The sequence below is a fragment of the Acidobacteriota bacterium genome (assembly GCA_016195325.1).
Lineage (GTDB): Bacteria > Acidobacteriota > Polarisedimenticolia > JACPZX01 > JACPZX01 > JACPZX01.
Window position 1 is genome coordinate 26,432 of sequence record JACPZX010000075.1, and the last position, 26,543, is coordinate 52,974.

Consider the following 26,543-nt stretch of genomic DNA (forward strand, 5'->3'; position numbering starts at 1 on the left):
CGCGGGCACTCTACCCCCGTGAACGGGGTCCGTCCACGCGGCGCGCAACCCATCCCTCTCATGTAGAATGCCGTTTCTGTGAGGCGACTCTGAGTCTTTCCCCCGGCTCGAAGCTCGGCCCGTACGAGGTCGTCGCCCCGATCGGCGCCGGCGGGATGGGAGAGGTCTACCGCGCGCGCGACACGCGGCTGAACCGCGACGTCGCGATCAAGGTCCTGCCGTCGCACCTCTCGCAGCACCCCGAGGCCCGCGAGCGGTTCGACCGCGAGGCGAAGGCGATCTCCTCGCTCAGCCACCCGAACATCTGCACGCTGTACGACGTGGGCCACGACGGCGGCGTCGACTACCTCGTGATGGAGCTGCTTCAGGGGGAGACGCTCGTGGCGCGCATCCTCCGGGGCCCGCTCCCGCTCGGCGAGCTCCTCCGGATCGGCTCGCAGATCGCCGCCGCTCTCGACCGGGCGCACCACAAGGGGTTCGCCCACCGGGACCTCAAGCCCGGCAACATCATCCTCACGAAGTCGGGGGCGAAGCTCCTCGACTTTGGCCTCGCGCGCGCGGCGGGCCCCGGCGCGGCGGGTGAGGAGACGCACTCGCCGACGGTGGCGCAGCCGCTCACGGCCGAAGGGACGATCGTCGGGACCTTCCAGTACATGGCTCCCGAGCAGCTCGAGGGGAGGGAGGCCGACGCCCGGAGCGACATCTGGGCGCTCGGGGCGACTCTCTACGAGATGGCGACGGGGAAGCGGGCCTTCGAGGGGAAGACACAGGCGTCGCTCATCTCCTCGATCATGCGCGACGAGCCGCGGCCGATCGCCGAGATGATCCCGCTGGCCCCGGCCGTTCTCGATCAGATCGTGGCGCGCTGCCTCGCGAAGGATCCGGACGACAGGTGGCAGAGCGCGCGGGATCTCACGTTCGCGATCCAGAGCCTCGTGCCGGGAAGCGGCGCGGGGGCGCCCGCGAGCGGCGTCGTCGCGGCGGTCGAGACCGGGGCGCGCGGTCGCCGGGGTCCCGGGGCCGCGGCCGTCGCCGCCCTGGTGATCGCGGCCGCCGCGATCTCGGCTCTCGGCGCGTGGTACGCCGCCCGGCGCGGGGAGGCACCCGCCGTCCTCTCGCCGCATTTCACGCAGCTCACGGACCAGGCGGGACAGGAGTCCTCGCCCAGCCTCTCCCCCGACGGAAGCTCGCTCGCCTTCGCGAGGCGCGAGAAGGGGACGTGGGACATCCTCGTGCAGCGCGTGGGGGGCCGGAACGCGACCGTCGTCGCCGGAGATCCGCACCGGGACGAAACGGCGCCGGCCTTCTCTCCCGACGGCGCGTCGATCGCGTACCACCTGTCCGACCGGAAGGGGGGTCTCTTCGTCGTCGGGGCGACAGGGGAGTCGGCGCGGCGCCTCACCGACTTCGGGTTCCATCCCTCGTGGTCCCCCGACGGCAAGCACCTGGCCTTCTGCACCGAGGAGATCTTCGTCCCCTTCTCGCGGCAGAGCACGAGCCAGCTCTGGGTCGTGGATCTCGCGGGCGGGGCGCCGAGGAAGATCTTCGACGGCGACGCCGTGCAGCCCGCCTGGTCCCCGTCGGGGGGGCGTATCGCGTTCTGGGCCGTCAACCGCGGGCAGCGCGATCTGTTCACGATCGCGGCGGACGGGGGGACGCCGGTCGCGATGACGACCGACACCGCTCTCGACTGGTCGCCGGCGTGGTCCCCCGACGGTCGGTATCTCTACTTCGCGAGCGATCGCGGCGGGACGATGAACCTGTGGCGCGTGCGGATCGACGAGCCGACCGGGCGGAGGCTCGGCGAGCCCGAGGTGGTCACGAGCGGCGTGAGCTCGGCGGCCGAGCTCCCCGCGCTCTCGAGGACGGGGAGGATCGTCTTCCGATCGGAGGTGTCGACGCGGAACCCGATCGCGCTCCCGTTCGATCCGGCGTCCGAGACGATCGGCGAGCCGAGGCGCCTCATCCGGCGGTCGGGGTCGCTCAGCCCCACCGGCGTCTCGCCGGACGGGGAGTGGCTCGCCCTCACCAACTTCGGCGAGAGGCAGGAGGACGTCTTCGTCAGCCGCGTGGACGGCTCGGACGTGAGGCGCCTCACGGACGATCCCTTCCGCGACCGGTGGCCCACCTGGTCGCCGGACGGCCGCGAGATCGCCTTCTACTCGAACCGCAGCGGGCGCTACGCCTGCTGGAGCATTCACCCCGACGGGAGCGGCCTGAGGCAGCTCACCGATTCGGAGAAGGACGGGCTGATCTGGCCCGAGTACTCGCCGTCGGGCGACCGGGTGATCGCCATCGTCGGTCTCGAGGATCGCCGGGCGATCATCTTCGATCCGGCGCGTCCGTGGAAGGAGCAGACCCCCCGGCCTCTCGAGGGCCTCGACGTGGGCGGGAAGTGGCTCGTCCCCCTCGCGTGGTCGCCGGACGGCCGGCGCCTCGTCGGGCCGATGACGGAGGGGAGCGCCTCGATGAGCGGTGTGGGCGTTTACGATTTCACCACGGGGAGGTCGCGCGAAGTCGCCGGCGTCGTCAGCGCGGCGTTCAAGAAGATCCGATGGCTCCCCGACAGCCGTCGCGTCGTCTACGTCGAGGACGACGGAGGCCTGGGCCTGCTCGACGTCGACTCGGGGCGGCACAAGTCCCCGGGATCAGGACTTCCGTTCGCGCTCACTCCCGAGGCGATCGTCGTGGCGAGGGACGGCCGGACGATCTACGCCGGTGAGATCTCGGTCGAGTCCGACATCTGGATGCTGGAGACGCAGGCCGCCGCGCCCGCGAAGTGAGGCGCCGCCGGCCTCACGACCCGGGGGAGCTCGCGATTTTCTTCGCCTCCTCGACGACGGCGGCGAACCGGGGATCTCCGTGGAGCGACCGGAACTCCGTAGCCACCTCCACCTTGCGCGCGAACTGGGGATCGAGCCCCGCGTCGAAGGCCTTCCGGAGATCTGCGAACGCGGCGTCCGTCGCGCCCCGGACCGCGGCGACGCCGGCCAGTCCGTAGAAGGTGAGACCGATCTCGGCCCGATCGGTGTCGGGGACGCGCTGCTGGATCGCGAGCGCGTCGTTCAGGAGCTTTTCGGCCTCGTCGAGACGAGCTTGTCCCCGAAGGCACTCGGCCAGATCGATCATCGTGCGCACCGCCTCGGGGCTCTCGGGCCCGAGCGCGCGGCGGCGGCGCTCGAGGGTCTCGCGGTAGAGCGGCTCGGCGTCGGCGCGCTTCCCGTCGGTGTCGTAGACGTTCGCGAGAGTGTTCATCGAGGTCAGCGTTTCGGGATGATCGGGGCCGAGGACGCGCCGGCGCCCGTCGAGGGTCTCCCGGCCCAGCGCCTCGGCCTCCGCGAACCGCTCCTCTTCGTAGTACACCTCGACCAGGCTGCTCATCGCCTCGAAGGTGTCGGGATGATCGGGGCCGACGACGCGCCGGCGAAGGTCGAGGCACTCGCGAAAGAGTTTCTCGGCGTCGGCGAGATGCCCCTGGCGCTCCGTGACGATGGCCAGGTTCAGCAGGGACTTCAGGCTGTCCGGGTGGTCCTCACCTGAGATGCGGCGGCGGAGCTCGAGCGTGTCCTTGAAGAGCTTCTCGGCCTCGGCGAACTTCCCCTCGTCCATGTACACGAGGCCGAGGTTGTTCATCGGCCCCAGCGTGTCGGGATGGCCCGAACCCTTCGTGCGGCGGCTGAGAGCGAGCGACTCGGTGAGGAGCTTCTCGGCGTCTTTGAGGTGCCCCTGGTACCACGCGGCGACGGCGATGTTGCTGAGGGTGCGCGCCAGATCGGGGTGCTCGGGGCCGAGGGCGCGGCGCTGCCCCTCGAGGACCTCGCGCCCCACTTTCTCCGCTTCGGCGTAGTGGCCCCGCTGGGCCAGAACGATCCCGACCTCCTGCATCGCCTTCAGCGTGTCGGGGCTCTCCGGGCCGAGCGCTCGCCCGTACGTCGCGGCCGACTGCTCGAGGAGCGGCTGGGCCTTCGAGAAGAGGCCGAGCCCCCGGTAGACCGTCCCGATCGTGCCGAGCAGCCGGGCCTTCAGCTCGGGATCGTCGGCGAGCCCCGTCTCAATCTCATTCGAGGCCTTCTCGAGAATCTCGCGCGCCGTCACGCTGTTCCCGCGCGCCTCGCTGGGGTCCGACACCCGGAACATCCCGGCCATGAAGTCCGACACCCGCTTGAAGGCCGCCGCCTCGCGGTTCGCGCGATCGCGCTCGACCGCGATCCTTCGGGCCTGCACCGCCATGCTCGCCGCGAAGGCGAGGAGGACGACGGCGAGGAGGGTGGCCACCGAGGCGCCGACCCGGTGGCGCCTCAGGAACGTGCGCGCGAGATACGCGCGGCTGGGCGCGCGCGCCGCGATCGGCTGGGACGTCAGGTAGCGCTCGATGTCCTCGCCGAGGGCCGCGGCGCTCTGGTACCTGCGATCCGCCTCCTTCTCGAGCGACTTGCCGACGATCGTCTCGAGGTCGCGGTCGAGCCTGGAGGTGCCGCGCCACGCCTCGCGCAGCGGTCGCGGCGGCTCGTCGCAGACGACGCGCACGGCCTCGGTCAGGGGCGCCCCCTTCAGCTCGTGCGGGCGGCTCCGCGTGAGGATCTCGTAGAGGACCACCCCGAGCGAGTAGATGTCGGTGCGGTGGTCGATCGTGCGCGGCTCGCCGCGCGCCTGCTCCGGGCTCATGTACTGCGGCGTCCCCCGGACGACGCCGACGAGGGTGAGGATCCCCCCGCCGTCCTCGTCGGCCCCCGCGAGGCGCGCCAGGCCGAAGTCGAGGATCTTGACCGCCGGCGCCGGCGGGCCGGAGCCGCCGGTGGTGCTCACCGCCTCGCTCGTGACGATGAGGTTGGACGGCTTGAGGTCGCGGTGGATGACACCGCGCTGGTGGGCGTAATTGACCGCGTCGCAGATCGAGCGGAAGATCCTGAGCCGGAGCGTCATCTCGTCGCGGGTGACCGGGGAGGGGCGTTTCGCCAGCCACTCGTCGAGCATCTCGCCGCGGACGAGCTCCATCGCGAAGAAGCCGTGCCCGTCGCCGGTGCGCCCCGACTCGTAGATGGCGGCGATGCCGGGATGCTTGAGCCTCCCGAGCATCTCCGCCTCGCGCTGGAACATGAGGGCCCGGAGCGGGTCGAAGGCCTGCGCCTGCCGCACGACCTTCACCGCGACGCGGCGGCGGGGGCTCTGCTGCTCCGCCTCCCAGACGACGCCCATCCCCCCTTCGCCGAGGAGGCCGATGATGTGGTAGCCGCCGATCGAGTCGGGCATCGGGAAGGGGAGCGCGGGAGCTCCGGACCCCAGCGTCGTGCGGGATTCGATCCCCCCCGACGTCACCGTGGGCGTGGCGTCGTTCGGTGGCGGCGTGTCGATGGGGCGGTCCGTCAAGACGGCACTCTCCGGTGCGGGGCCGGGTGGCGCGGGTCGGTGCGCGCGCGAAGGCCGGCAAGCCTACCACCGACTTCGCCGCCCTTTATAATGTTGACTCAGCATCAGGATCGCGGTATACCTCTGGCGACGAGGCATTCGTCCCAGACGTCCGGATTCAGGAGGGCCTCATCATGGCGATCCTGCACCGTGTCCGCTGGCCGCTCGGTCTCACCCTCTCGTTTCTCCTCGGCGCCTCGGTCGCCGCCGCAAGTTGCCTCGACTTCGGCGGGTTCGCCATCTTCCAGTGCGCCGACCTGGGCTACTTCGCGCCGCCCCCGTGGCAGGTGACGAGCGACGCGAACGGGGTCGTCACCAACGGATCCATCGCATTCTGGCAGATAGGGTTCGGCAATCGGAGCGTGAGCCCGGCCGGCGGAAACTCCGGAACCGGAATGGCCAGCGCGACGGCGTTCAGCGGAAACGACTCCGGGTCCTGGCTCCCCCAGTTCCTCGACGCCCGCACCGCGACGCAGTTCTTCCAGATCCCGCCGGGCGCCACGTGTCTCGGGAGCAACAACTGGGGGAATGGCGGCATCGACGGGTGCATGGACGACGTGCGGGACACGTCCCTCCCGTTCGCAGACGACGGCATGCTCAATCCGTACGCCGACATGCAGCAGGCCCACTACAGTTACTTCGGGGAGTACTCGCGGATGTGGCAGCAGGACTACCCGATGGCGGTGCTCCTCCGGGGGCCGGCCGCTCACGTCGGGTGCGATCACACGCCGATCTGCGCGGGCGCCACGAGCACCGCGTGCACCTCGGGACCTCGCGCCGGCCAATCGTGCTTCTTCGAGAGCGACTGCGATTTCTGCCCGGCCGGGCCGAATGCGGGCATGACGTGCGCGGATGACGCGAAGTGCGCGGACGGCAGCGTCTCCCGGTACTTCGCCTTTGCCGCCATCGCCTCGATGAAGCGGAACAACGACGGCACCGGACACAACGGTCCTTGCGCTTCGGTCAATCCCGGAACGAACCCGGCCCCCTGCGACTTCCGACCGGGCCATTTCTTTTTCAAGGACATCGTCAACGGGGGGACGAACGCGAGCACCGGCCTGCCGAACGTGATCCCCTGGCAGGAGGCACCCACGCCGCAGCTCGCCTGCGTGTCGGGTTGCTCGGGAGTCGGTCCGAGGACCGTCAACGCCTCGTGGACCCCGAACGTCCTCTACCACGACGGCTCGATCCGTCCGAGCACGAACCCGACGCTGGCGCCCGCGGATCCGACGCGCGCCGCGGGGACGGGTGTCCTCGATCTGAACGCGAAGTTCCCGCTCATCCGCTACAGGATGGAGGCGGCGCCGGTCACCTGCGCCAACGTCGACGCGAACGGCCTCGTGCAGCCGGCGACGATGACGTGGACGCCCGTCGGATCCGAGACGTCGGCCCCCTCGCTCAGCGGCCTCACCGTGTCGGCCGACGCCTGCTTCCGGCTGCGGGTTCTCTTCGGCAAGAAGCCCGAGACCTCTGGCGTATCGATTCCGAACTGCCGCCTCGGAAAGTGCGGCGATCTCGGGTACGACGCCGTGAGGGTCGATTCAGGGGCCGTTCAGTGCGTGAACGCCTCGACCCCGAACCCGGTGGGCGCTCCTCTCGACGCCGACGGGGACGGAGCGACGGGGTGCGGAAACTACGACTGCAACGACGCCGATGCGGGGTCCTTCGCGCCGCCCGTCGCCGTGGTGCTCATGGACATCGAGGACCTCCCCGGCGACGGCCTCAGGTATCACTGGGTGGACCAGGGGTCGACCGCGGGGATGGGAACCCACTACGACGTCTTCGGACGATCCGGCGCGGATTATCCGCTCGGGAATTTCGCGGCCGGGTCGTGCCTCGCCGACAACGTGGCGACGTCGTACTTCGACTACCCGGGAGCCGGCCCGGCGCCGGGGCAGGCGACGTATTTCATGATCCGCGGGCAGAACGGCTGCGCCGGAGGCACCGGGACGTACGGAAACCAGAGCCGAGACACCGGCGCGGCGCAGAGCCCGCAGCACTGCGACTAGGGACCTCGCGCTCGCGGCGCCGACGGGCGCGGCGCCATCCGCCACCTGACACCGCTCGTCCGAGCCCGGCCGCCGCCTCGAGCCGAGCTCCATCTCGCCGCGCCTAGATCTCGCCCGAGCGTCATCCAGCGTCGACGGAGGGGCCTTTTTCGCCTCGCCCTCCCGCCTCCAGGACGAACCCGATCCGAGAAGACGCGGAATCCCCGGCCAATCGGAACTGGATGAATCCCCGAGAACAAATAATCTTTCTCCGATGTCCGCCGACGCCCCTGCAGGTCGGACGAACTCTTCCGAATTCATGGTGTTGGGGGCGTGAAGAGGCTCGCGAGGCGGGCTGAAAGGTCGAGATCGATGAAGTCATCGAGCCCCGCCGTTCTCGCGTTCCTCGTGGTGTCTCTCACGTTGCTGATCCCCGGCTCCGTTCCGGCCGAGACGAAACCCGGCGGAGCGACCTCCGCCGCTCTCGACGACGAGTTCGCCGTCGTCGACGAGACGACCGTCACCGCTGCCGCCAAGCACGTCCAGCTTCTCAGCGAAGCGCCCTCCTCGGTGACGGTCATCACCTCCGAGGAGATCGAGCGGTTCGGCTACCTGACGCTCGGCGACCTGCTCGACTCGGTGCGCAGCTTCTACGTCTCCAACGATCGCAACTACTCGTACGTCGGCGTGCGCGGCTTCGGCCGGCCGGGCGATTACAACTCCCGGGTTCTCTTCCTCCTCGACGGGCATCCCATCAACGAAAACGTCTACGACTCGGCCGCAGCCATCGGGCCCGACACGGGGCTGGACCTGGGGACGGTCGATCGGGTCGAGATCGTCCGAGGCCCCGGCTCCACGCTGTACGGCACGAACGCGGTCTTCGCGGTGATCAACGTCATCACGCGCAAGGGATCCGAGATCAGCGGCCTCCGCCCGGAACTCATCGGCGGCAACCGGGGCAGGTACGGATCCGCCGTCAGCTACGGCACGCGGACCGCGGGTGGGTCCGACTACCGGATCTCGGGGGCGATTCTGGATGCGCGCGGCGAGAACCTGTACTTTCCGCAGTTCGACTCCCCGGCGAGCAACTTCGGATGGGCGCGGGATCTCGATCGGGAGACGACGCACCAGGAGTCCCTCCGATGGGACCGGGGCGACTTCAGCGTGCTCGCGTTCAACGACAGCCGCGCGAAGCAGGTCCCGACCGCCTCTTTCGGCACGGCGTTCGGCGACGGCTCGTTGTACACGCGAGACACTTCGTCCCTCGTTGACGTGCACTACGTCCACAGGCTCGGCCGATCGGTCGAAATCACCGCGCGCGGCTACTCCGACTGGTATGCGACCCACGGTGCCTATCCATACAGCGGCCCGCCCACGGTCCTGAACGACGACTCCGGCTCGGCCTGGTGGACCGGCGAGGAGGTGAGCCTCGCCTGGCAGAGCACCCCTTCGCATCGCCTGACGGTGAGTCAGAGCTACGAGGCGACGTTCAGCGCGAAGATGCTCAACTTCGATCGGGCGCCGTACTTCAAGTACCTCGACACCACGACCCAATTCAACCAGTGGGCCCTCTTCGTCCAGGACGAATGGAAGATCTCGCGCATGTTCTCGCTCGACCTCGGCTCGCGTCTCGATCACCACGACGATTTCGGCCTCGCTCTCAACCCTCGGGCCGCCGCGTTTCTGCACTTCTCGCCGGCTTCGACCCTGAAGCTCCTCGCGGGCTCGGCCTACCGGGCCCCGAACGTCTACGAGCGTTTCTACGTGGACGGGGTGAGCCTGGAGACCCCGGCCCGTCTCGTCCCCGAGCGGGTCGTGAGTTACGAGGCGACCTACGAGCAAAGGCTGGGCGTCGCTGAGACGCTTTCGGTGACCGCCTTCAGAAACGACGTGACGGATCTCATCACGCCCGTCCTGCGGCCGAGCGGACTCTCTCGTTTCGAGAACGTCGACAGCGCGCGAACGGAAGGGGTGGAGGCCGAAGGCCGCGTCGCCCTCGGGTCGGGGCTCCTCGCGTTCGCCAGCGCGAGCTACACGAGCGGGGTGGACGGCGACGGATCGTGGCTGACCAACTCGCCTCGGCAGATTGTCAAGTCGGGCGTCTCGGTTCCGATCCTGGAGCGGAGCCTGTTCGCATCCACCGAGATCCTGTACGCCGGGGAGAGGCGAACGCTCGCGGGCGACAGAACGCCTCCCTTCGAGACCGTCAACTTCACACTCCTGTACCGGCTGAACGTGAATTCAGCGAGCCTGTCGATGACCGTCTCCAACCTGCTCAACCGGGATAACTTCGTCCCCGGTTCGTTCGAGCACACGCAGGATCAGATCGTCCAGCCCGGCCGCTGGGTCGTCCTCAAGTTTCTCGAGACGTTTTGACGGAGGCCAGTCGGTCGATGCGACGCGTCCTGCCGGTGTCGGTGTTGCTTCTTGCGGTGGGATTCTCACCCGCCCCGGGGGCCGCGATCCGGGCGGGCGGCCGCGGTGTCGTGATCGCGCTGAGCCAGGACCTGGCGCCCTACCGCGCAGCGGTCGACGCTTTCAGGGCCGAAACAGGGTCGCCCGTCGTCGTCATGAGCCTGAAAGGTGACGTGGCCGAAGGGGCATGGGTGCTTCGCGAGATTCGGGAGCAGAAGCCCGACGCGGTTCTCACCGTGGGCTCGTTGGCGACGGAGATTCTCGCTCCGCAGATTCCCGACATCCCCGTCGTGTTCTGCATGGCGATGGGAGTTTCGGAGTCGGTCCTGAGCGCGAAGAACGTCTCGGGAATCTCGCTCAACGTCGACCCGGAGACCCAGTTCCGGGCGCTGAGGCGGGCGCTTCCCGGGGTCACGACCGTCGGCGTCGTCTTCGACCCCGCCCATTCCGCGAGCCTGATCGAGGACGCGGGCAGGAAGGCGAAGCTCCTCGGCCTCGACTTGATCCCCCGGCCCGTCTCGAGCGCGAACGACGTCCCGGGCGTCGTCCGCGACCTCGTGGGCAAGGTTCAGGCCCTCTGGCTGATCCCCGACAGCACGTGCTTCAGCAGGGAATCGTTCCAGTTCGTGCTCAACCTCTCGCTCGAAGTGAAGGTTCCCCTCCTCGTCTTCTCCGAAGCCTACGTGAGCGCGGGGGCCCTTCTCTCGCTCTCTCCCGACTACGCGGAGATCGGCCGCCAGGCGGCGCGGATGTTGAGGAGAGTCAACGTCCAGGGGGCGCTCGCCGGAGATCGCGTGGAGGCGCCGGAGCACCCTCGCCTCGTCATCAATCGCCGGACGGAAGGAACTCTCAATCTCTCGATAGCTCCCGAGACCCTTCGTGCCGCGGATCGGATCGTCGAGTGAGCGCCGCGCGGGGAGTGAGGCTCCCGATCCTGCGGTTTTCCCTCCGGGCGAGATTCCTCGCTCTCTTCTTTCTCCTCGTCGTCCCCACCAGCGCGGGAACGGGCTGGTATCTGTACGATGAGTCCCGGCAGTCCCTCGCGGACCAGGTGGAGGGGCGCGTCCGGACGATTGCGTGGGCGCTCGCGTTCACGTCCCGCTACGCCGTCATGACCCGCGACGGAGTCGTGCTGGCGGAGATCGCGGACCGTGCCTTCGACGACAGGGACATCGTGCACATCGCGTTCTCCGATCACGGCGGGGAGATTCTTCTCGAGAGATGGAAGCCGGGGTACGGGTCGGCGGCGGATCCATCGCGGGAACCGGACGCGAGCCTCTTCGAGGTCGAGATGCTGATCAACTCCCGATCCCGCGCTGGAGCGGCCCGCGTCGATCCCGAGGTCGAGGCGACGTTCGGTGTTCCGGCGCAGGGGAGGGTCGATCTGGACGGAACGGTCCGGGTCGGGTTGAGCCGGCGCCACATGGAGGACGGGTTGCGCCGGGCGCTCCGATCCGCCGTGGGTCTCTTCACGCTCTCCGTCGCCTTCGGCTCCCTGGTCGTTCTCGTGTCCCTCCGATACCTGATTCACCCGATCGAGCGGCTGTCCGAGCGCCTGTCCCGCGTCGCCGCGGGCGATTTCAATTCCCGCGTGCCCGAGACCTGGGCCGGCGAGATCGGGCGCCTCGCGCGCTCCTTCAACCAGATGGCCGAGAGCCTCCAGCTCTCCCGGGCCGCGACGAAGGAAGCGCAGGAGGCACTCTTGCAGTCCAGCCGTCTGGCGGCGGTCGGGGAGGTCGCCGGCCAGGCGGCCCACGAAATCCTCAATCCCATCGCCGCGGTCTACGGCCGGCTCGAGAACGAGCGGCACGAGTTGGGAAGCCATCACGGTCCGCTTCTTCAAGTCCTCGAGCAAATCGTGGAGGGGTGGTCGGAGGAGTACCGATCGGGAGGCCTGCCCGCGCTGGAGGCCTCTTTCAGGCGCCGGGTCCCGGGGCGTGACGGCTGCGGCACGGTTCCCCTCCTGGAAGAAGACCTCGACAACCTGAAGCGAATCCTCGGCGGCTTCAGGCGACTCCACGACCAGCGCGCCCATCAGATCGATTTTCTCCTCAAGGAGATCGAGCGTGTCACCAGAATCGTCGAGGGCATGAGATCGATGAGCCGATCCGCGATCACGCTGGAGGAACTCGACGTGGCCCAGGTTGTCGAAGAGTCGATCGAGGTCCTCCGCGATCCCATCGAGAAGCGGGCGATCCGCGTCGAGATGGCGAAAGAGCGCGCGGCGTTGAGAGTCCGGGCCGATCGCGGCGAGCTCGTGCAGATCTTCACGAACCTGCTCCGAAACGCGATGCAGGCCATCGACGCGGCCCGCGCCCGCGGCGAGGGGGAGATCCTGATCGAGATCGTCGACAGTCCGAGGTTCATCGAGGTTCGCGTTCAGGACAACGGCGCGGGCATCGCGTTGGATCATCAGGCCAAACTGTTCGAGACCACGTTCACGACCAAGGGGCCCAGGGAGGGAACCGGACTCGGACTCGGGATCTGCCGCCGTCTCGCCCGGCGAACTCGTGGCGACGTCCGCTTGGGATGGAGCGCGCCGACCAAGGGTACGAAGATGATCGTCGAACTGCCGAGGAGTGACGCCGCATGAACGACATGCATGACGCGATACTTGCCGTCGACGACGAGCCGGGAATCCTCAAAGTGTACGAGGATCTTCTCTCGCCGCGGGTCGCCATGGATCTCCCCCGATCCTCGAGGGGAGAAGCGCCGCCGGTGGACGGATTCGCCGTCCGCTGCACGCTGACCCTCGCCGACAGCGGAGAGCAGGCGGTCCGGCTGGCCACGGGGATCTATCATCGCGGGGGCTCGCTCTGCGCGTGCTTCGTCGACATGCGGATGCCGGGCGGGATCGACGGGCTCGAGACCGTCCGGCAGCTCCGCGCTCTGGATCCGAGAATCCTGGTGACGTTCGTCACCGCGTACCAGGACCGATCGCTGTCGGATATCGGCGGAATCTTCGGCCCTCAGGCGCAGGACGAGTGGGATTTCCTGAACAAGCCCTTCACCCGGTCCGAGATCATCCAGAAGGCCACGAACATGCTGGCCGGATGGTCGCGCCGGCGGGAGAACGAAGCGCTGACGGTCCGGCTGAAGAGCGCGAACGAGGACCTGACGAGACGGGCCGCCGAGCTTCAGGAGGCCCGGCAGCACCTGCTTCAGTCCGAGAAGCTGGCGAGCATCGGCAGGCTGGCTTCCGGAGTGGCCCACGAGCTCAACAATCCCCTCACGAGCGTCATCGGATACACCCACCTGGCCCTGCAGAGCGACGATCTGAACTCACAGCGCGTTCCTCTCGAGAGAGTCGCCGACCAGGCGACGCGGGCCGCAGGGATCGTCAGGAACCTCCTCTCGTTCGCGAGGAAGCAGGAGCCGGAGAAGCGCCACCTCCAGCTCAACGAAGTGATCGTCAAGTCGATCCAGCTTCGCGAATACGAGCTGAAGGTCGCGAACATCACGGTGCACACCGAGATGGCTCCGGATCTCCCGAAGACGATGCTCGACTCCAATCAGCTCCAGCAGGTCTTCGTCAATCTTCTCACGAACGCCGAGCAGGCGATGGTCGGGCACGGCAGGGTCGGGGCGATCCGCATCGACACGAGGCTCCGGGATGGGCGCATCGAGGCGGTCATCAGCGACGAGGGTCCGGGAATCGCCGAGTCGGCCCTCCCTCACGTTTTCGATCCGTTCTTCACGACAAAGGATGCCGGGAGAGGCACCGGCCTGGGCCTGAGCATCTGCTACGGAATCGTGCTGGAGCACGGTGGAGACATCAAGGCGTTCAATCGCGCGGGGGGCGGGGCCTCGTTCGCCGTCTCCCTCCCCGTTCTCGAGGATGTCGCGGGGGACCGCGCGCGCCCCGTCGCTCCGGCAGGAGGGCGGCGCGAAAGCGCCCCCGTCGCCGGCAGGACCGCGTTGCCGGGACTGAAGATCCTTCTGGTGGACGACGAGCCGATGATCCTCGATTTCGCGCGCACCGTCCTGACGCAGCCGGGTCACGCCGTCGTGACGGCCCCGGACGGGGAAGTTGCGCTTCGGCGGGCGGAGGAGGAAGAGTTCGACCTGGTCATCACCGACGTCAAAATGCCCCGCATGGGAGGAGTCGAGTTCGTGCGCGCTCTGCTCAGCCGCAGGCCCGAGATGTCGGGGCGCGTTCTCTTCGCGAGCGGCGACGTCCCGGGGGCCGCCGGGATCTGCGATCCGATCCTTGCCGCCGCGCCCCGCCTCCAGAAGCCCTTCTCCCGGGATGATCTCCTGGCGGCGGTGGGGGCGTTCGAAGCCTGCCCCGTCGCCTGAGGGCTCGAGAGCCGCCCTACGGCACGATCCCCACGTTCACGACCTGGCTGAACGTCTTCCGGTTCGGGTCTCCGCTCGCAAGCTGAGCGTCCACGCCGAACACCCGGATGAACATCTGGTGCGCGCCGGGGTTCGCCGCGATCGCCTTGCCGCAGGCCTTCTTCCATTTCCTCACGGTCGGCGAATACGAGTTCGTCACGAGCAGCGTGCTGCCGCTCGACACGCGCGCCGCCTTCGTGAAGGCGGCGTTCCCCGAGAAGAAGACGCGGAACCTGTCGTAGTTCCCCTTGTTCCACAAGATCGTCGGCCGCGTCGTGTTCGGATCGGTGCAGTCGAGGTTCTGGGCGTTCGCCGGCGACGTGATGAAGACGTCGCAGGCGTCGCCGATCCCGTCCCCGTCGGCGTCGCTCTGCGTCGGGTTCGCGTCGTTCGGGCAGTTGTCCGAGGCGTCGCAGACGCCGTCGCCGTCCTTGTCCTGACCCGGGCCGCAGAAGAGCTGCGCGACGATGCCGTAATTGTCGCCGTCCTGCCCGAAGCTCTGCCACGCGACGGTGAAGTTCCCCGACGTGTCGATCCCGACGGATGGCACGACCTGATCGCCCGTCGTGAAGACGTTTGCGGCGAATTCGCTCCCGAGCATCCCGCCGGAGCTTCGGAAGGCCTGGCCGAAAACTCCCCCCCCGCTGCCGTCCTGCCCGCCGTAGCTCGTCCAGGCGACGACGAAATCGCCGGAGGCGTTCATCGCGACCGAGGGGTACTCCTGAGCGCCGGTGACGAAGCTGCTGATCTGGAACTCCTGCCCCTTCGCGTTCCCATTGGCTCCGAACTTCTGTCCGAAGACGCCGTACGAGCTCCCGTCCTGCAAGTTGCTGGCCCACGCCACCACGAAGTCGCCCGTGGCATCCCCGGCGACGGCCGCCTGCCTCTGGTACGAGCCCGTGTAGGAATTGACGAGGAACTCGCCCCCGATCGCCGCGCCGCTCGAGGTGAAACGCTTCCCGTGGATCCCGCTCGCGTCCCCCAGCCCGGGCCCCTCCCACACGACGACGAAGTTCCCGCCGGCGTAGGCGACCGCGGGGACGTCCTGCTCGCCGGTGGTGTACGAGTTCACGAGGAACTCCTGCGCGTCGAGGGGGGCTCCGCTCGAGTTGAAGCGGCGCGCGAGGATGCCGTCCCCCGAGCCGTCGGACCCGCTCCAGACGACCACGAAGGCGCCGTTCGGGTCCGACGCGACGTTGGGCTCGACGAGCGAGCTCGTGTCGGTGTTGACCTGAAACTGGGGGCCTTTCGGTGCGCCGGCGCTGTCATACCGCCGGGCGTGGACGAGGTAGGTCGAGCCGTACGACTCCCGCCAGACGACGACGAAGCCGTTCCCGGCCACCGCCACGCGAGGCCGCGTGTTGTACGACGTCGTCGCGGCGTTGACCTGGAACTCGAGGCCGACCGCGGCGCCCGAGGCGTCGAAGAGTTGCGCGGAGACCGGGTACCCGCTCGATCCCGGGGCGTGCCACGCGACGACGAAGTCGCCGTTGGCCGTCATGCCGACGGCGCTCTGGGTCTGGCTGTTGGTCGTGTACGAGTTGACGATGAACTCCGTCCCGGCCTTCGAGGGGCCCCCCTGGGCGAGGGCCAGGCCGGCCGGTGCGAGGACCGTGAGGAGGATTCCGGCGCAGAGTGGCTTCATCGTGGTCTCCTGTTGGGTGACGCGTCGACGGCGCCGGAAAACTAGCACGCGGCCGCGGCGGGCGCGACCCGAGTCCCGAGGCGCGTGTGCGATCTCTCCGAGTCGCGGAGTAGAATCGCCCCCCATGCGGCTTCGATGTCTGCCCTTCGCGTGGCGCCGGCACCGCGCCGTCGTCATCGGCTCGCTCCTCGCCGCCGCCCTCTTCGCCGCCGGCCTCGTCCGCTACCACGGCTATCTCCTCGACGACACGTACATCTCCTTCCGTTACGCGCGGAACCTCGTCGCGGGGAACGGCCTCGTCTACAACCCGGGCGAGAAAGTCGAGGGGTACACGAACTTCCTCCACGTGATCCTCTCGGCGGGGATGCTGCGCGCCGGGATGGATCCCGCCGCCGCGCTTCCGTGGATCTCGCTCCTCGCGGCGATCGCGGCCGTCGCGGCCGCCGTCCGGCTCGAGCTCGCGATGCGAGGCGACGCTCCGAGGCGCCGGGCGGCGCTGCCGCTGTCGCCGCTCCTTCTCCTTCCGCTTCCGGCCTTCGCCTACTGGGCGACGTCGGCGATGGAGACGATGCTCTTCACCGCGCTCGTCTCGCTGAGCGTCGCCCTCGCGCTGAGAGATGATCGTCCGGGCGCGGCCTCGACGCTGGCGTTCGTCGCCGCCGCGCTCACGCGCCCCGAAGGGGGGCTCTGGTTCGGCCTGACGCTCGTGGCCCTCTTTCTCTGCGCGTGGTGGCGCGACGGCGCGAGGCCGCCTCTCGCGGCGTCGATTCGCGCCGCGGCCGTCTTCGCGGCCCTGTACGGGGCCTACTTCGGCTGGCGGCTCTGGTACTACGGCAAGCTCGTCCCGAACACCTTCACCGCGAAGGTGACGGGAGGGTGGGAGCAGATCCTGACCGGCGCCAGGCACCTCGGCGAGTGGTGCCTCGGCTACCCGGTCCTGGCGCTCGCCGTCGCCGCGGCGCCGCTGGGCGTGGCGTGGCGCGCGCGCCGGGCGGGGCGCGCCCCCGCGGTCTCCATCTCGGTCCTCGCGATGCTCCCCATCGCCTGGATTCTTTACGTCGTCGCGGTGGGGGGGGACTTCATGCCCTTCTTCCGCTTCTTCATCCCGGCCCTCCCGATCGCCGCCGCGATTGCGGCCACCTCGATCGCGGCGCTCGCGGAGCGTCTCGCCGCGCGCGCGACGCCACGCGCCCTCGTCGCCCTCACCGCATGCCTCCTCTCGGCGGCCGCGGGGCAGGTCGGACCGCAGGGGTACCGAGCCTTCGTCGCGTCGCGCACGGCGATCGTGGGGGAGGCGGCGGGGGAGTGGATGAAGGGGCACCTGCCCGCGGGATCGACGATCGCCGTGAACACCGCGGGGGCGCTTCCCTACGTGTCGGAGCTTCCCGCGATCGACATGCTCGGCCTGACCGACGAGAACATCGCGAACCGCCCCGTCTTCGTCGTCTCGGTCGGCTGGGCGGGGCACCGGCGCGGATGGGGGACGTACGTCCTCGATCGGCGGCCCGATGCCATCGTCTGGTACAACGCCTCGGGCTCGTTCGATCCCTACTACCTCAGCGATCGCGAGATGGCGGAGGACCCTGTCTTCCGCTTCTTCTACCGGCCGCGCCGCGTGGCGCTGCCCGCCTCCGCGGAGGCCGGCGCCGGCGACGAGCGCGCCATCGAGACGTTCTTCGGGAACCCCTTCGAGATCGGCGCGGCGGGGAAGGCGGCCGCCCCGGATCTCGGCCTCCTCGCGCGCCTCACCCCCGGCCTCGTCCCGACCACGACGTTTCTTCCGGGGCCGGTGCGTCTCGAGTACTTCGAGCTCGACGCGCGGCTCGATCCGCTCTGGCCCTCCCGCGATCTGGCCCGCGAGGACTTCGGGGCGTTCCTCGGGCGGGCGGCCGAGCTGTGGCAGCGAGAGGCGGCGTCGCTTCCGCCCCCCGACGCCGCGGCGCGCGCGGAGGTCGATCGTCTCTGCGACGCGGCGCGCCAGGCGGTCGAGTCGCGAAAGGTCGCCGAGGCGCGGGGTCTCCTGGAAAGGGCGGAAGGGTTGAACGGCCCGGCCCGGAGCGCGCTCGTCTACCAGTACCTCGCCAACCTCGCGGTGCTGTCCGGGGATCGCCTGGCGGCTCTCACCGCGCAGAAGGAGGCGATGCGCCTCGCCCCCGGGAACCCCCTCCACCGGGCCAACCTCGAGCGCCTCTTCAAGGCGCCACGGCCACCTGCACGGTCTGGCTGAGAGTCGTCCGGTTCGGCGCGCTCTTCGGCACGCTGACGTCCACGCCGTAGACCTCGACGAAGACCTGGGGGGTCACCGAGTTGATCGCCGTCGCCCGATCGCAGACCTTCTTCCACTTCCTGGCGGGCGGGGTGTAGGAGCGGGTCTTGAGGAGGGTCGATCCGCTCGTGACGCGGTTCGCCGTCGTGAACTGGGCGTCGGCGGCGATGAGGACGCGGAACTTGTCGTACGCCCCGCCGTCCCACTGGATGGTCGGCTGGAGGGCGAGCGGGTTGCTGCAATCGAGCGTGTCCGAGACCAGAGGGTTCGTCACGACGACGTCCTGGAGATCGCAGATGCCGTCCAGGTCGACGTCGGTGCACGCAAACTGCTGGGCGAAGATCCCGTCCCCCGATCCGTCCTCCCCGGCGCTCTGCCACGCGGTCACGAAGTTCCCGTCGGTGTCCATGTGGACGCCCGAGGCGAGCTGGTTCGAGGTGGTGTACGTATTGAGCGCGAACTCGGGGCCGCGCTTCTGCCCGGCGTTGTTGAAGAGCCGCGCGAAGGTGCCGTACCCCGAGCCGTCGTCGCCCGTCCACGAGACGACGAAGTTGCCGACCGGATCTCCCGCCAGGCGCGGCACGCGCGTGTTCTCGCTCGTCGAGGCGGCCACGAGGAACGGACCCGCCGTGGGGGCGCCCGCCGAGGAGTACCTCTGGCCCATCGCGGCGTAGCTCGTTCCGGTGTCGCGCGCCCAGACGACGACGAAGCTGCCGTCGGCCGCCATCGCCAGTGTGGGCTGGCGCTCGTCCGCGCTCGTGTACGAGCTGACGAGGATGTCGGGTGTCGTCGCGGCGCCAGCGCCGTTGAACCGACGCGCCGACACCGACCAGTTGGGGGCTGCCGGCGCCTTCTGCTGCCACGCGACGACGAAGTTCCCCGCAGGATCTGCGGCGACCGAGGGGTTCGTCTGCAAGTTGGATGTGGACGTCGTGACGGCGAACTCCCCGCCGCGCGCGTTTCCGAGACCGTCGAACCGCCGCGCGACGACCTTGAGCCCCGCCCCCACGTCGCGCCACACGACGATGAAGCTCCCGCCGGCGTCCGCAGCCGCGGCCGGGTAGTACTGGTCGCCCGCCGTGTAGGTGTTCACCTGGAACTCGACGCCGAGCTTTCCGCCCAGGCTGTCGAACCTCTGCCCGACGACGGCGTAGCCGTTTCCGTCCCGGCCGAAGCTGGACCAGACGACGACGAAGCTCCCGAAGCCCGACATCGCGACGGCGGGCCCGAACTGACTGCCCGATGTGTAGGTGTTGACCTGGAACTCGCTTCCCTGCGGCACGCCGCTGCTGGCAAACCGCTGGCCGAAGATCCCCCCCGCGTCCCCGTCCTGGCCCACGCTCGTCCAGACCACGACGAAGTTCCCCCGCGCATCTCCGGACATCGCGGGTCCCGACTGGACGCCCATCGTGTAGGTGTTCACCTGGAACTCGAACCCCGAGGGGACGGACTGCGCCCGCGCCCCGGCCCACGCCCCGAAGACGACGACCATCGTGCCGACCAGGAGTCTTCGCATCGTTTCCTCTCGAACGGTCCGGTTGAAGGGTCCGCGTGGCGTCGTGCCGTCTACTTGACGACGACGGCGTCCACCGCGCTCAGCTCCGACGTGTGCGTTCCCGCGACCTTCCCGAGCACCCGGAAGAAGAGGCTGGGGCTCGCCTTCCCGCAGATCTTCGCCCACTTCTTCGCGGGCACCTGGTACGAGGGGGTCTTGAGGAGCGTGCTTCCGCTCGAGACCTTGACCGTAAACGCCGCGTTCGCGCCGACGAAGAGCTTGAACCGGTCGTAAGTCTTCGGCGTCCACTGGACGAGGGGCGGCGGATCGCTGCAGAGGATGTCTCCGGCGAGAGGGAAGGTGACGGTCAGATCGCACGCGTCCCCGGCGCCGTCGCCGTCGGTGTCGGTCTGCGACGGGTTGTAGATCGCCGGGCAGTCGTCCACCGCGTCCTCCACGCCGTCGCCGTCGGTGTCCTGCCCCGGCGGCGCCATGCACGTTCCGGCGACGCAGCAGAGGCTTCCGAAATCGCTCGAAGCGGTGAACGTCCCGCCGTTGCAGATCGATCCCGCCGAGCACCCCGTCCCCCCGAGCGCCGAGCACGTCTGGAGGCTCGATCCGAGATCCGCGGCGACGCGCGCGATCGCGTTCGCATCCACGGCGTCGCGCGGGAGGGCGCCGGCCCCCGTCGTGATCCCGTCACCGAGGAGGACCGCCGGCAGCGAGGCGACGCTGTCCTCGGTGATCGGCGGCGCGGTGATCGCGGAGCCGGCGTTCCCGAGCGTGTTGATGTCGACCCCGGCCCCCTGCGCCGGCGCCATGTTTCCCGAGGTGAAGACGGGGCCGTTCTGCTCGAGGAGGAGGGCGAAGTTCGGCTTCACGTTCGAGAGGTAGATGTTCTTCACGACGTTCCCGGTGCCGTTGAACCGGATGCGCGTGCCGTAATCTATCCAGTTGTGGACGAGGTTGTTCCGGATGTCCACGAGCGGCATCGCCGTGGCCGTGTTGTTGTTCCCGCTGATCTGGGGGTTCCTCTCCGGGTTGTTGTTGAAGATGTTGTGGTGCACCGAGACGCGATCAGCGAAGGCGCCGGTGATCGGCACGTTGGCGTCCCCGCTGCCGGGACCCGAGACGAGCAGTCCCTTCCCGTGGCTCACGGTGTGCAGCGCGTCGGTGATGAGGCACCACGAGACGGTCACGTCGACGGGGGCCCCTTCCGCTGGGGTGCCGCCGAAGACGCCTATCGACTCGTCGCTGATGCGGCTGGCGGACAGATGATCGAGCCAGACGTCCGAGCAGTTCTTGAAGAGGATGAAGCCGGGAGTGATGTCGTCCAGGTCGGCGGTGTCTCGAAGGCGCAGGTTTCGCACGATGATGTTGTGCGAGTCGCGAATCTCGAACTGGTTGAGGCGGAGCGTGATCCCCGGCGACGGCGCGGTCGTGCCGTCGACCGTGACGTTGCTCTGGCTTCGCATGTCGAGCTTCTGTCTCAGCGTGATCGTCCCGCCGACGTCGAAGACGATGATGCGGTTGCTCCCGTGGACCGCCGCCCGGAGGCTTCCGGCGATGACCGCCTGGTTGGGATCGTTGTCCATGAGGTTCGTGACGTGGACGATCGGCTTGCCGGCGCCGCCTGTCGTGTTCTCCCCGAACCCCTCGGGGGTCTGGGCGCTGGCGGCGGAGGCGGCGGCGAGAGCGAAGCAGGCGAAAAGGCGGGGAAGGATCCGGAAGCGCATCCCGACAGAGTATCACGGCGTCCGCCCGGCCGAAACGTCCCTGCACGGGATAGGAGCACCCCCGGGCGCGCTCCTAAGCGATCGCCTTCTTCCGGAACTGGCGCAGGCCGAGGAAGATGAAGAAGGCGTCGAAGAGCACGAGCGCGCCCATCACCCCTCCCGCCCCCAGGTGCGGGAACTGCGGCACCAGCGCTCCCCGGAACCCCTCGCTCGCGTAGACCAGCGGGTTGATCAGCACCGCCTTCTGCATGATGGGGAACTTGTCGAGTGCGCTCCACGGGTAGTAGGTGCAGCCGAAGAAGATCATCGGCGCCAGCACGAGCGAGAACATCAGCCCGATCTGCGTCTGTCCCACCGAGCACCCCAGCGTGAGGCCGATCGCCGCCGCGAGGCACGAGACGATCAGCGAGACGGCCAGGAAGCGCAGCGGTGCGTCGAAGCTCAGATTCGTCCCCGGGCCCATGATGAGCCGCGCGAGAGGGATCACGACGAGCCCGGCCGCGAGGGCCTGGATCATGCCGGCGACCACCTTCTCGATCGCCAGCCACTCGATCTCCATCGGCGCGAGGAGCCGGTCCTCGATCTCGCGGGTGAACTGGAACTCGCTCACGAGCGGAAGGGCGACGGCCTGGATCCCCGAGAGCATCATGCTGATGGCGATGACCCCCGGGAGGAGGAGGCTCTTGTACTCCGGCGGCATGAGCCCGCTTCCCGTCATGACGCGGCCGAAGATGAAGACGAACAGCATCGGCTGCAGCAGCGTCTGGAGGAGCAGCGGCACGAAGTTCCGCCGGGCCACGTGGGCGTCGCGCGACAGCATCGCCAGGAACGTCTTCCAGTTCATTCGCGGAGGCTCCTTCCCGTGTGGTGGAGGAAGAGGTTCTCGAGGCTCGGAGCCGAGATGTGCACGTCGAGGATGTCGACGCCGCTCTCCTGCGCCGTGTTCACCAGGATCGGGATCAGCGCCCCTCCCCGGTCGGCGTACATATCGACGCTCGCCCCCGCCCCCTGCCGCACCTCGGTGACGCCGGGGAGCGCGCGCAGGACGTCGAGGAGCTTCGGGACGGCGCGATCGAACTGGAGCCTCACGAGGTAGCCGCCCGGCACGGAGCGCTTCAGCTCGTCGGGGGTGCCGAGGGCGATCACCCTCCCGTGATCGATGATCGCGACGCGGTGGCAGAGACCGTCGGCCTCCTCCATGTTGTGCGTCGTCATCAGGATGGTCTTGCCGCGCGCGTTGTACTCGCGGACGATCTCCCACAGCAGCAGCCGCGTCTGGGGGTCGAGGCCGGCGCTCGGCTCGTCGAGGAAGAGCACGCGGGGGTCGTGCACCATGGCCCGCGCGATCGACAATCTTTGGAGCATTCCGCCCGAGAAGCCGAAGAGGAGCTGGTCGGCGCGATCCCCGAGCTTGAAGCGATCGAGGAGGGCCTGCGCGATCGCGGCGCGCTCGGCGGCGCCCATGCCGAAGTAGGCGCCGTGGAAGGTGAGGATCTCGCGCGCCGTGAGGCCGAAGTCGAGGTTCGGCCGCTGGGGTACGACGCCGATGAGCCGCTTCACCGCGGTCCTCTCCCGGGTGACGCTGTGCTCCCCGACGAAGGCCCCGCCCGACGTCGGGGTCACCCTCGTCGTGAGGACCCCGACGGTCGTCGACTTCCCCGCGCCGTTCGGGCCGAGCAGCCCGAAGATCTCCCCCGGCTTGACCTCGAGCGAGATCCCGTCGAGGGCGACCACGTCGTCCTTCGGCTTGTCCCGGGGCCCGACGCGGCTCCGCGTCGCGAGGATGCCGACCGGGCGCGCCCCCGCGGCGGCGGGAGGCGGCGTGTGAAAGACCTTCTTGAGATTCTCCGTGCGCAGGCCGACGGACATCGGGCGTGACCTCAGGACACCTTTTCGACGAACGCGATGAGTCCCGCAGGGTAGTTCATGACGACACGGAAGGGGGTGAGGAGAGGATTGCCGATAAGGCCGGCGATGCACGGATCGCCCAGGGCGCCCTCCTGAGGCGACGGGAAGACCGCCTGGACCTGCTCCATCCGCCGCCCCGCGATTTCGAGGTACGCGAGCGTCCCGATCCGGACCTCCATCTCCCCCCCGGCGCCCATGGCGCGCGCCGTGGTCGTCTCCCGTTCGTCGAGAAGGCCCAGCCTCTGGACGGTGGGGGCGGTGAAGATCACGGGCGCGGAACCGGCCCCGGTGTCCCAGAGAAAGAGCCCCTCGCGATCCCCTTCGAAGCGGCAGCGCACGAGCGGGTGGTTCCTGCGGAGCAGCAGCTCCTGCCAAGACCCCCCGGCGAGCCGGTACGCTCCGGGGTCGTGCAGCGTGATGGACGGCGCGGCCAGGTCGATCTCGGCGACCGTCCGCGCCAGCACGTCGTAACCGACGACCCCCTCGATCTCGACGCCGAGCGCCCCGCTCAACGACGACAGGTCGGCCTCGAGAAAGCAGAGATCGGGCATCTCGACCCCGCCGAGCTCGAACGGGGCCCCGTCGCGAAGAGTCGCCTCGCGGATCGCCGCGCCGGCCCCGCTCATCGCCGTTCGGCCGAAGGCCGCCATACCCGCGGCCTCCGCCGCGGCGCGGGAGACGAGCGGGACGCCCGCGCCGGTGTCGAAGATGAAGGCGCCGGCCTCCCGGCCCGAGAGTCGGGGCCGGCACACGAGGTGGCCGGTGACCGCGAGCTCGAGGGAGACCGGGCGGGGCTCCGGCGGGAAGACGGCTCGCCGGGGCGAGGGGGTGGGTGAGAAGGCGGCGTCCGCGATCGACGCGACCGAGCGCACGCGATCGACCCGGTACGTGTTCACCGTCCCCGGCTTCGTATGAACGAGAGTGTGCGGGAATCGCGTGCCGTGAGCCTCGCGGAAGTCCGTGAACTCCCACCGCTGGCCCCCGGCGTGGTTCCCCGGGACGATGACGGCGCGCGGAAGACGCGTGGTGCGATCGAAGACCAGCCGGCAGGGCGGCGCGCTCTCGTCGAGGCTCATGGCGATCGTCACGTCGGGGCCGTCGCCCGGCTCGACGATCGCGGCGCGCGCCGGCTCGGGACCGTCGAGCCACGCATGCGTCGCGGCCGCGAGCGGCACGTACCACGCGTCGCGCTCGTCGAAGAGGAGCGTGCGCGACGTCCCGGAGGCGTCCGCCGCCCAGACGGCCGAGCCGTCGAAACCGATCGATCGCGGGACGCGGCCGACGATGCGCAGCGCGAACTTCCCTGCCGGTGAGACGTGCATGGTCCAGGGGCTCTCGATGCCGAGCCGCGTCACCGTCCCCTCGAAGAGGAGCGGCACGCGCGCCGCGGATCGGACCGAAGATCGGAACTCTCCAAGGTTCATCGGCTCTCCTTCCGCCGCCCGCGCGGGGCGAGCGGCACCACGACGACGGTCACTGCGTGAGGGCGACCGGCTCTTCCTCCGTCGCACGAGGCGAGCCACTCCTGAAGCTCCTCGAGACGGCGCGCGAGACTCTCCGCGTCGGCGTCGGTGAGCCGCGTCCGGATGCGCCGCACGAACGGGCTCGCGCTCTTCCGGCGGGCGTCGCCGCACCCGGCCGCGAGCGCGCGCCCCGCCTCGCGCGCCGCGAGACGAAGCATCGTGGCGATGGAGCGTGAGGCGGCGTCGAGTGCCGGCCGCGAGCCGGCGCGGACGCCGACGGCGAGCCTCTCGCCGGCCAGCGCGTAGAGGGAGTGGGATCGGCCGCCCGAGCGGCGCATCCCGGTCCGGACGAGGATGCCGGCGCGGGCGAGCTTCGCCACGTGATACGTCAGGGAAGTGGCGGAGCGCTCCATCCGGCGGGCGACGTCGGCGATTGCGAGGGCGCGCCGATCGCGGAACTGCTCGAGGATCTCGAGCCGGATCGGGGAGACGAGGGCGTCGAGCTGGGCGCGGGATTTCAGGACGACGACGGCCGGGCGGGTGGGCTCCATGGCGGAGCCCATCGTAGAACGATATTCAAAATTGTCAAGTTTTTTGAATATGTCCGCCCGGCCAATCGCGGCGGGGGGTCAGGACTTCGACTTGGACTTCGCGGGGGCCTTGGCCTCGCCCTTCGGGGCCTTCACCTCGACGGAGACGGCCGACATGCGGTACTGGATGGTGACCTGCGAGCCGACGGCGAGATCGCCAGTGACCTTGGTGGCGGCGTCCCGGGAGATCTCCCACTTGTCCTCCCCCTTCTGGACCACGATGGTGTCCGCGGTGACGGAGAGGACGGGGCCGGTGACCTGGTAGGTCTTCGCCGCAGCGGCGTGTGCGGCGGCGGTGCCGAGCGCGATCGCGAGCAGCGCGATGACGGCGAGTTTCATTCTGGGCATGATGGTTCCTCCGGAGAAAAGGGCGCGTGAGCGCCGACCGTCGCGATCCTATCAGACGCGCGCGCGCGGAGACGATCAGCGACCGGAGAGCGAGGCGACCGCCACGCCGCCGAAGATCGCGGCCGCCGCCACGACGAGTCGCGCCGTGATCGGCTCGCCGAGGAGCGCGACGCCCATCGAGGCGGCGAGCGCCGGCACGAGAAGCTGGACGATCGCGGCCCGCGTCGCCCTCAGCGCGGGGAGCGCGGCGAACCAGAGGGCGTAGCCGACCCCCGAAGCGAGCGCGCCGGAGGCGGCGGCGAGGAGCGCCCCTCGCGCGGAGAGGTGCGCGCCGGAAAGCGACACGAGGCTCGCCCCCGCCGCGAGCGGGACGGCCTTCAGGAAGTTCGACGCCGTCGTTCGGAGCGGGCTCGATCCCCCCCTCCCGGCAAGAGAGTACGCCCCCCAGGCCGCTCCCGCGGCCGCCATCAGGCCCAGAGCCCCCGGATCCGGAGCGGTGAGCCCCGGGAAGGTCAGGACGACGAGGCCCGAGAGGGCGGCGGCGATCCCCCACCATTCGGCGCGCTTGACCCTCTCGCCCTTCGCGAGCCCCCAGCCGATCATCGTCGCCTGCACGGAGGCGAAGAGGACCAGCGCGCCGGTCCCCGCCGTCAGCCGGACGTACGCCCACGAGAAGGCGGCGGCGTAGATGAAGAGGGCCACGGCCGATCCCCACCCTTCGTGCGCCTTCGCCCTGGGGGAGCCCGTGGCGAGCGCAATCAGCGCCAGGGCGATCGCGCCGGATCCGAGGCGAATCGTCGTGAAGGTGGCCGGGTCGGCCCCTCCGGAGGCGAGGGCAAGGCGGCAGAGGATCGAGTTGGCGGCGAATCCGGTGAGCGCGGCGCCCGTCAGCGCGACGGTCCGCCCCGCTCCGCGCGACGCGGGCATCCGGGCATGATACTCCGC

The 26,543-nt window shown here is 69.5% G+C and carries 17 protein-coding genes; 7 read left to right on the top strand and 10 right to left on the bottom strand.

The genetic code is table 11. The features are described 5' to 3' along the window. The first annotated feature begins 155 nt into the window (after positions 1–155). Positions 156–2,783 (top strand): PD40 domain-containing protein, encoded by a 2,628-nt coding sequence (locus HY049_13815; GenBank protein MBI3449977.1) that lies wholly within the window; start codon positions 156–158, stop codon positions 2,781–2,783. A 13-nt stretch (positions 2,784–2,796) separates the two neighbouring features. Here HY049_13815 and HY049_13820 read toward each other — a convergent pair whose 3' ends face one another. Continuing rightward, a complete protein-coding gene (locus HY049_13820; GenBank protein ID MBI3449978.1) occupies positions 2,797–5,367 on the bottom strand; it encodes a serine/threonine protein kinase in 2,571 nt (856 codons plus the stop codon). A gap of 173 nt (positions 5,368–5,540) precedes the next feature. On the opposite strand from HY049_13820, the gene HY049_13825 reads away from it, so the two are divergent. The 5 genes from HY049_13825 (at position 5,541) to HY049_13845 (ending at position 14,108) form a co-directional block, all read left to right on the top strand. Then, positions 5,541–7,415 (top strand): hypothetical protein, encoded by a 1,875-nt coding sequence (locus tag HY049_13825; protein MBI3449979.1) that lies wholly within the window; start codon positions 5,541–5,543, stop codon positions 7,413–7,415. Between the two features lie 351 nt (positions 7,416–7,766). Beyond that, the gene (locus tag HY049_13830) at positions 7,767–9,770 is read left to right on the top strand and encodes a TonB-dependent receptor (GenBank protein ID MBI3449980.1); all 2,004 of its coding nucleotides are present in this window, start codon (positions 7,767–7,769) and stop codon (positions 9,768–9,770) included. Positions 9,771–9,787: 17 nt separating this feature from the next. After that, positions 9,788–10,714, top strand: a complete 927-nt coding sequence (locus HY049_13835) for an ABC transporter substrate-binding protein (protein ID MBI3449981.1) — start codon at positions 9,788–9,790, stop codon at positions 10,712–10,714. Next, a complete protein-coding gene (locus HY049_13840) occupies positions 10,711–12,402 on the top strand; it encodes a HAMP domain-containing histidine kinase (GenBank protein ID MBI3449982.1) in 1,692 nt (563 codons plus the stop codon). Before HY049_13835 ends, HY049_13840 begins: the two co-directional genes overlap by 4 nt. Then, the gene (locus HY049_13845; protein ID MBI3449983.1) at positions 12,399–14,108 is read left to right on the top strand and encodes a response regulator; all 1,710 of its coding nucleotides are present in this window, start codon (positions 12,399–12,401) and stop codon (positions 14,106–14,108) included. The genes HY049_13840 and HY049_13845 overlap by 4 nt, the downstream gene beginning before the upstream one ends. Before the next feature lie 16 nt (positions 14,109–14,124). Here HY049_13845 and HY049_13850 read toward each other — a convergent pair whose 3' ends face one another. Next, a complete protein-coding gene (locus HY049_13850; GenBank protein ID MBI3449984.1) occupies positions 14,125–15,969 on the bottom strand; it encodes a thrombospondin type 3 repeat-containing protein in 1,845 nt (614 codons plus the stop codon). Here HY049_13850 and HY049_13855 point away from each other — a divergent pair. Beyond that, positions 15,917–18,019, top strand: a complete 2,103-nt coding sequence (locus tag HY049_13855) for a hypothetical protein (GenBank protein ID MBI3449985.1) — start codon at positions 15,917–15,919, stop codon at positions 18,017–18,019. The two genes, HY049_13850 and HY049_13855, sit on opposite strands and share 53 nt — an antisense overlap. Here the strand turns inward: HY049_13855 and HY049_13860 are convergent. From HY049_13860 to HY049_13895, 8 genes are all read right to left on the bottom strand, one after another. Beyond that, positions 17,985–19,574 (bottom strand): hypothetical protein, encoded by a 1,590-nt coding sequence (locus tag HY049_13860; GenBank protein MBI3449986.1) that lies wholly within the window; start codon positions 19,572–19,574, stop codon positions 17,985–17,987. The two genes, HY049_13855 and HY049_13860, sit on opposite strands and share 35 nt — an antisense overlap. Positions 19,575–19,624: 50 nt before the next feature. Then, positions 19,625–21,289, bottom strand: coding sequence for a hypothetical protein (locus HY049_13865; GenBank protein ID MBI3449987.1), 1,665 nt, complete (start codon positions 21,287–21,289; stop codon positions 19,625–19,627). 73 nt (positions 21,290–21,362) lie between these two features. Further along, a complete protein-coding gene (locus HY049_13870) occupies positions 21,363–22,133 on the bottom strand; it encodes an ABC transporter permease (GenBank protein ID MBI3449988.1) in 771 nt (256 codons plus the stop codon). Then, entirely contained in the window at positions 22,130–23,158 is a 1,029-nt protein-coding gene (locus tag HY049_13875) for an ATP-binding cassette domain-containing protein (protein MBI3449989.1), read from the bottom strand. The genes HY049_13870 and HY049_13875 overlap by 4 nt, the downstream gene beginning before the upstream one ends. An 11-nt stretch (positions 23,159–23,169) precedes the next feature. Continuing rightward, positions 23,170–24,621 (bottom strand): retropepsin-like domain-containing protein, encoded by a 1,452-nt coding sequence (locus HY049_13880; GenBank protein ID MBI3449990.1) that lies wholly within the window; start codon positions 24,619–24,621, stop codon positions 23,170–23,172. Then, positions 24,618–25,211 (bottom strand): helix-turn-helix transcriptional regulator, encoded by a 594-nt coding sequence (locus HY049_13885; protein ID MBI3449991.1) that lies wholly within the window; start codon positions 25,209–25,211, stop codon positions 24,618–24,620. The genes HY049_13880 and HY049_13885 overlap by 4 nt, the downstream gene beginning before the upstream one ends. Before the next feature lie 78 nt (positions 25,212–25,289). Next, entirely contained in the window at positions 25,290–25,589 is a 300-nt protein-coding gene (locus HY049_13890; protein ID MBI3449992.1) for a hypothetical protein, read from the bottom strand. A gap of 84 nt (positions 25,590–25,673) precedes the next feature. After that, positions 25,674–26,525: a DMT family transporter gene (locus HY049_13895; GenBank protein ID MBI3449993.1), complete on the bottom strand. Its 852-nt coding sequence runs from the start codon at positions 26,523–26,525 to the stop codon at positions 25,674–25,676. Positions 26,526–26,543 lie beyond the last annotated feature (18 nt).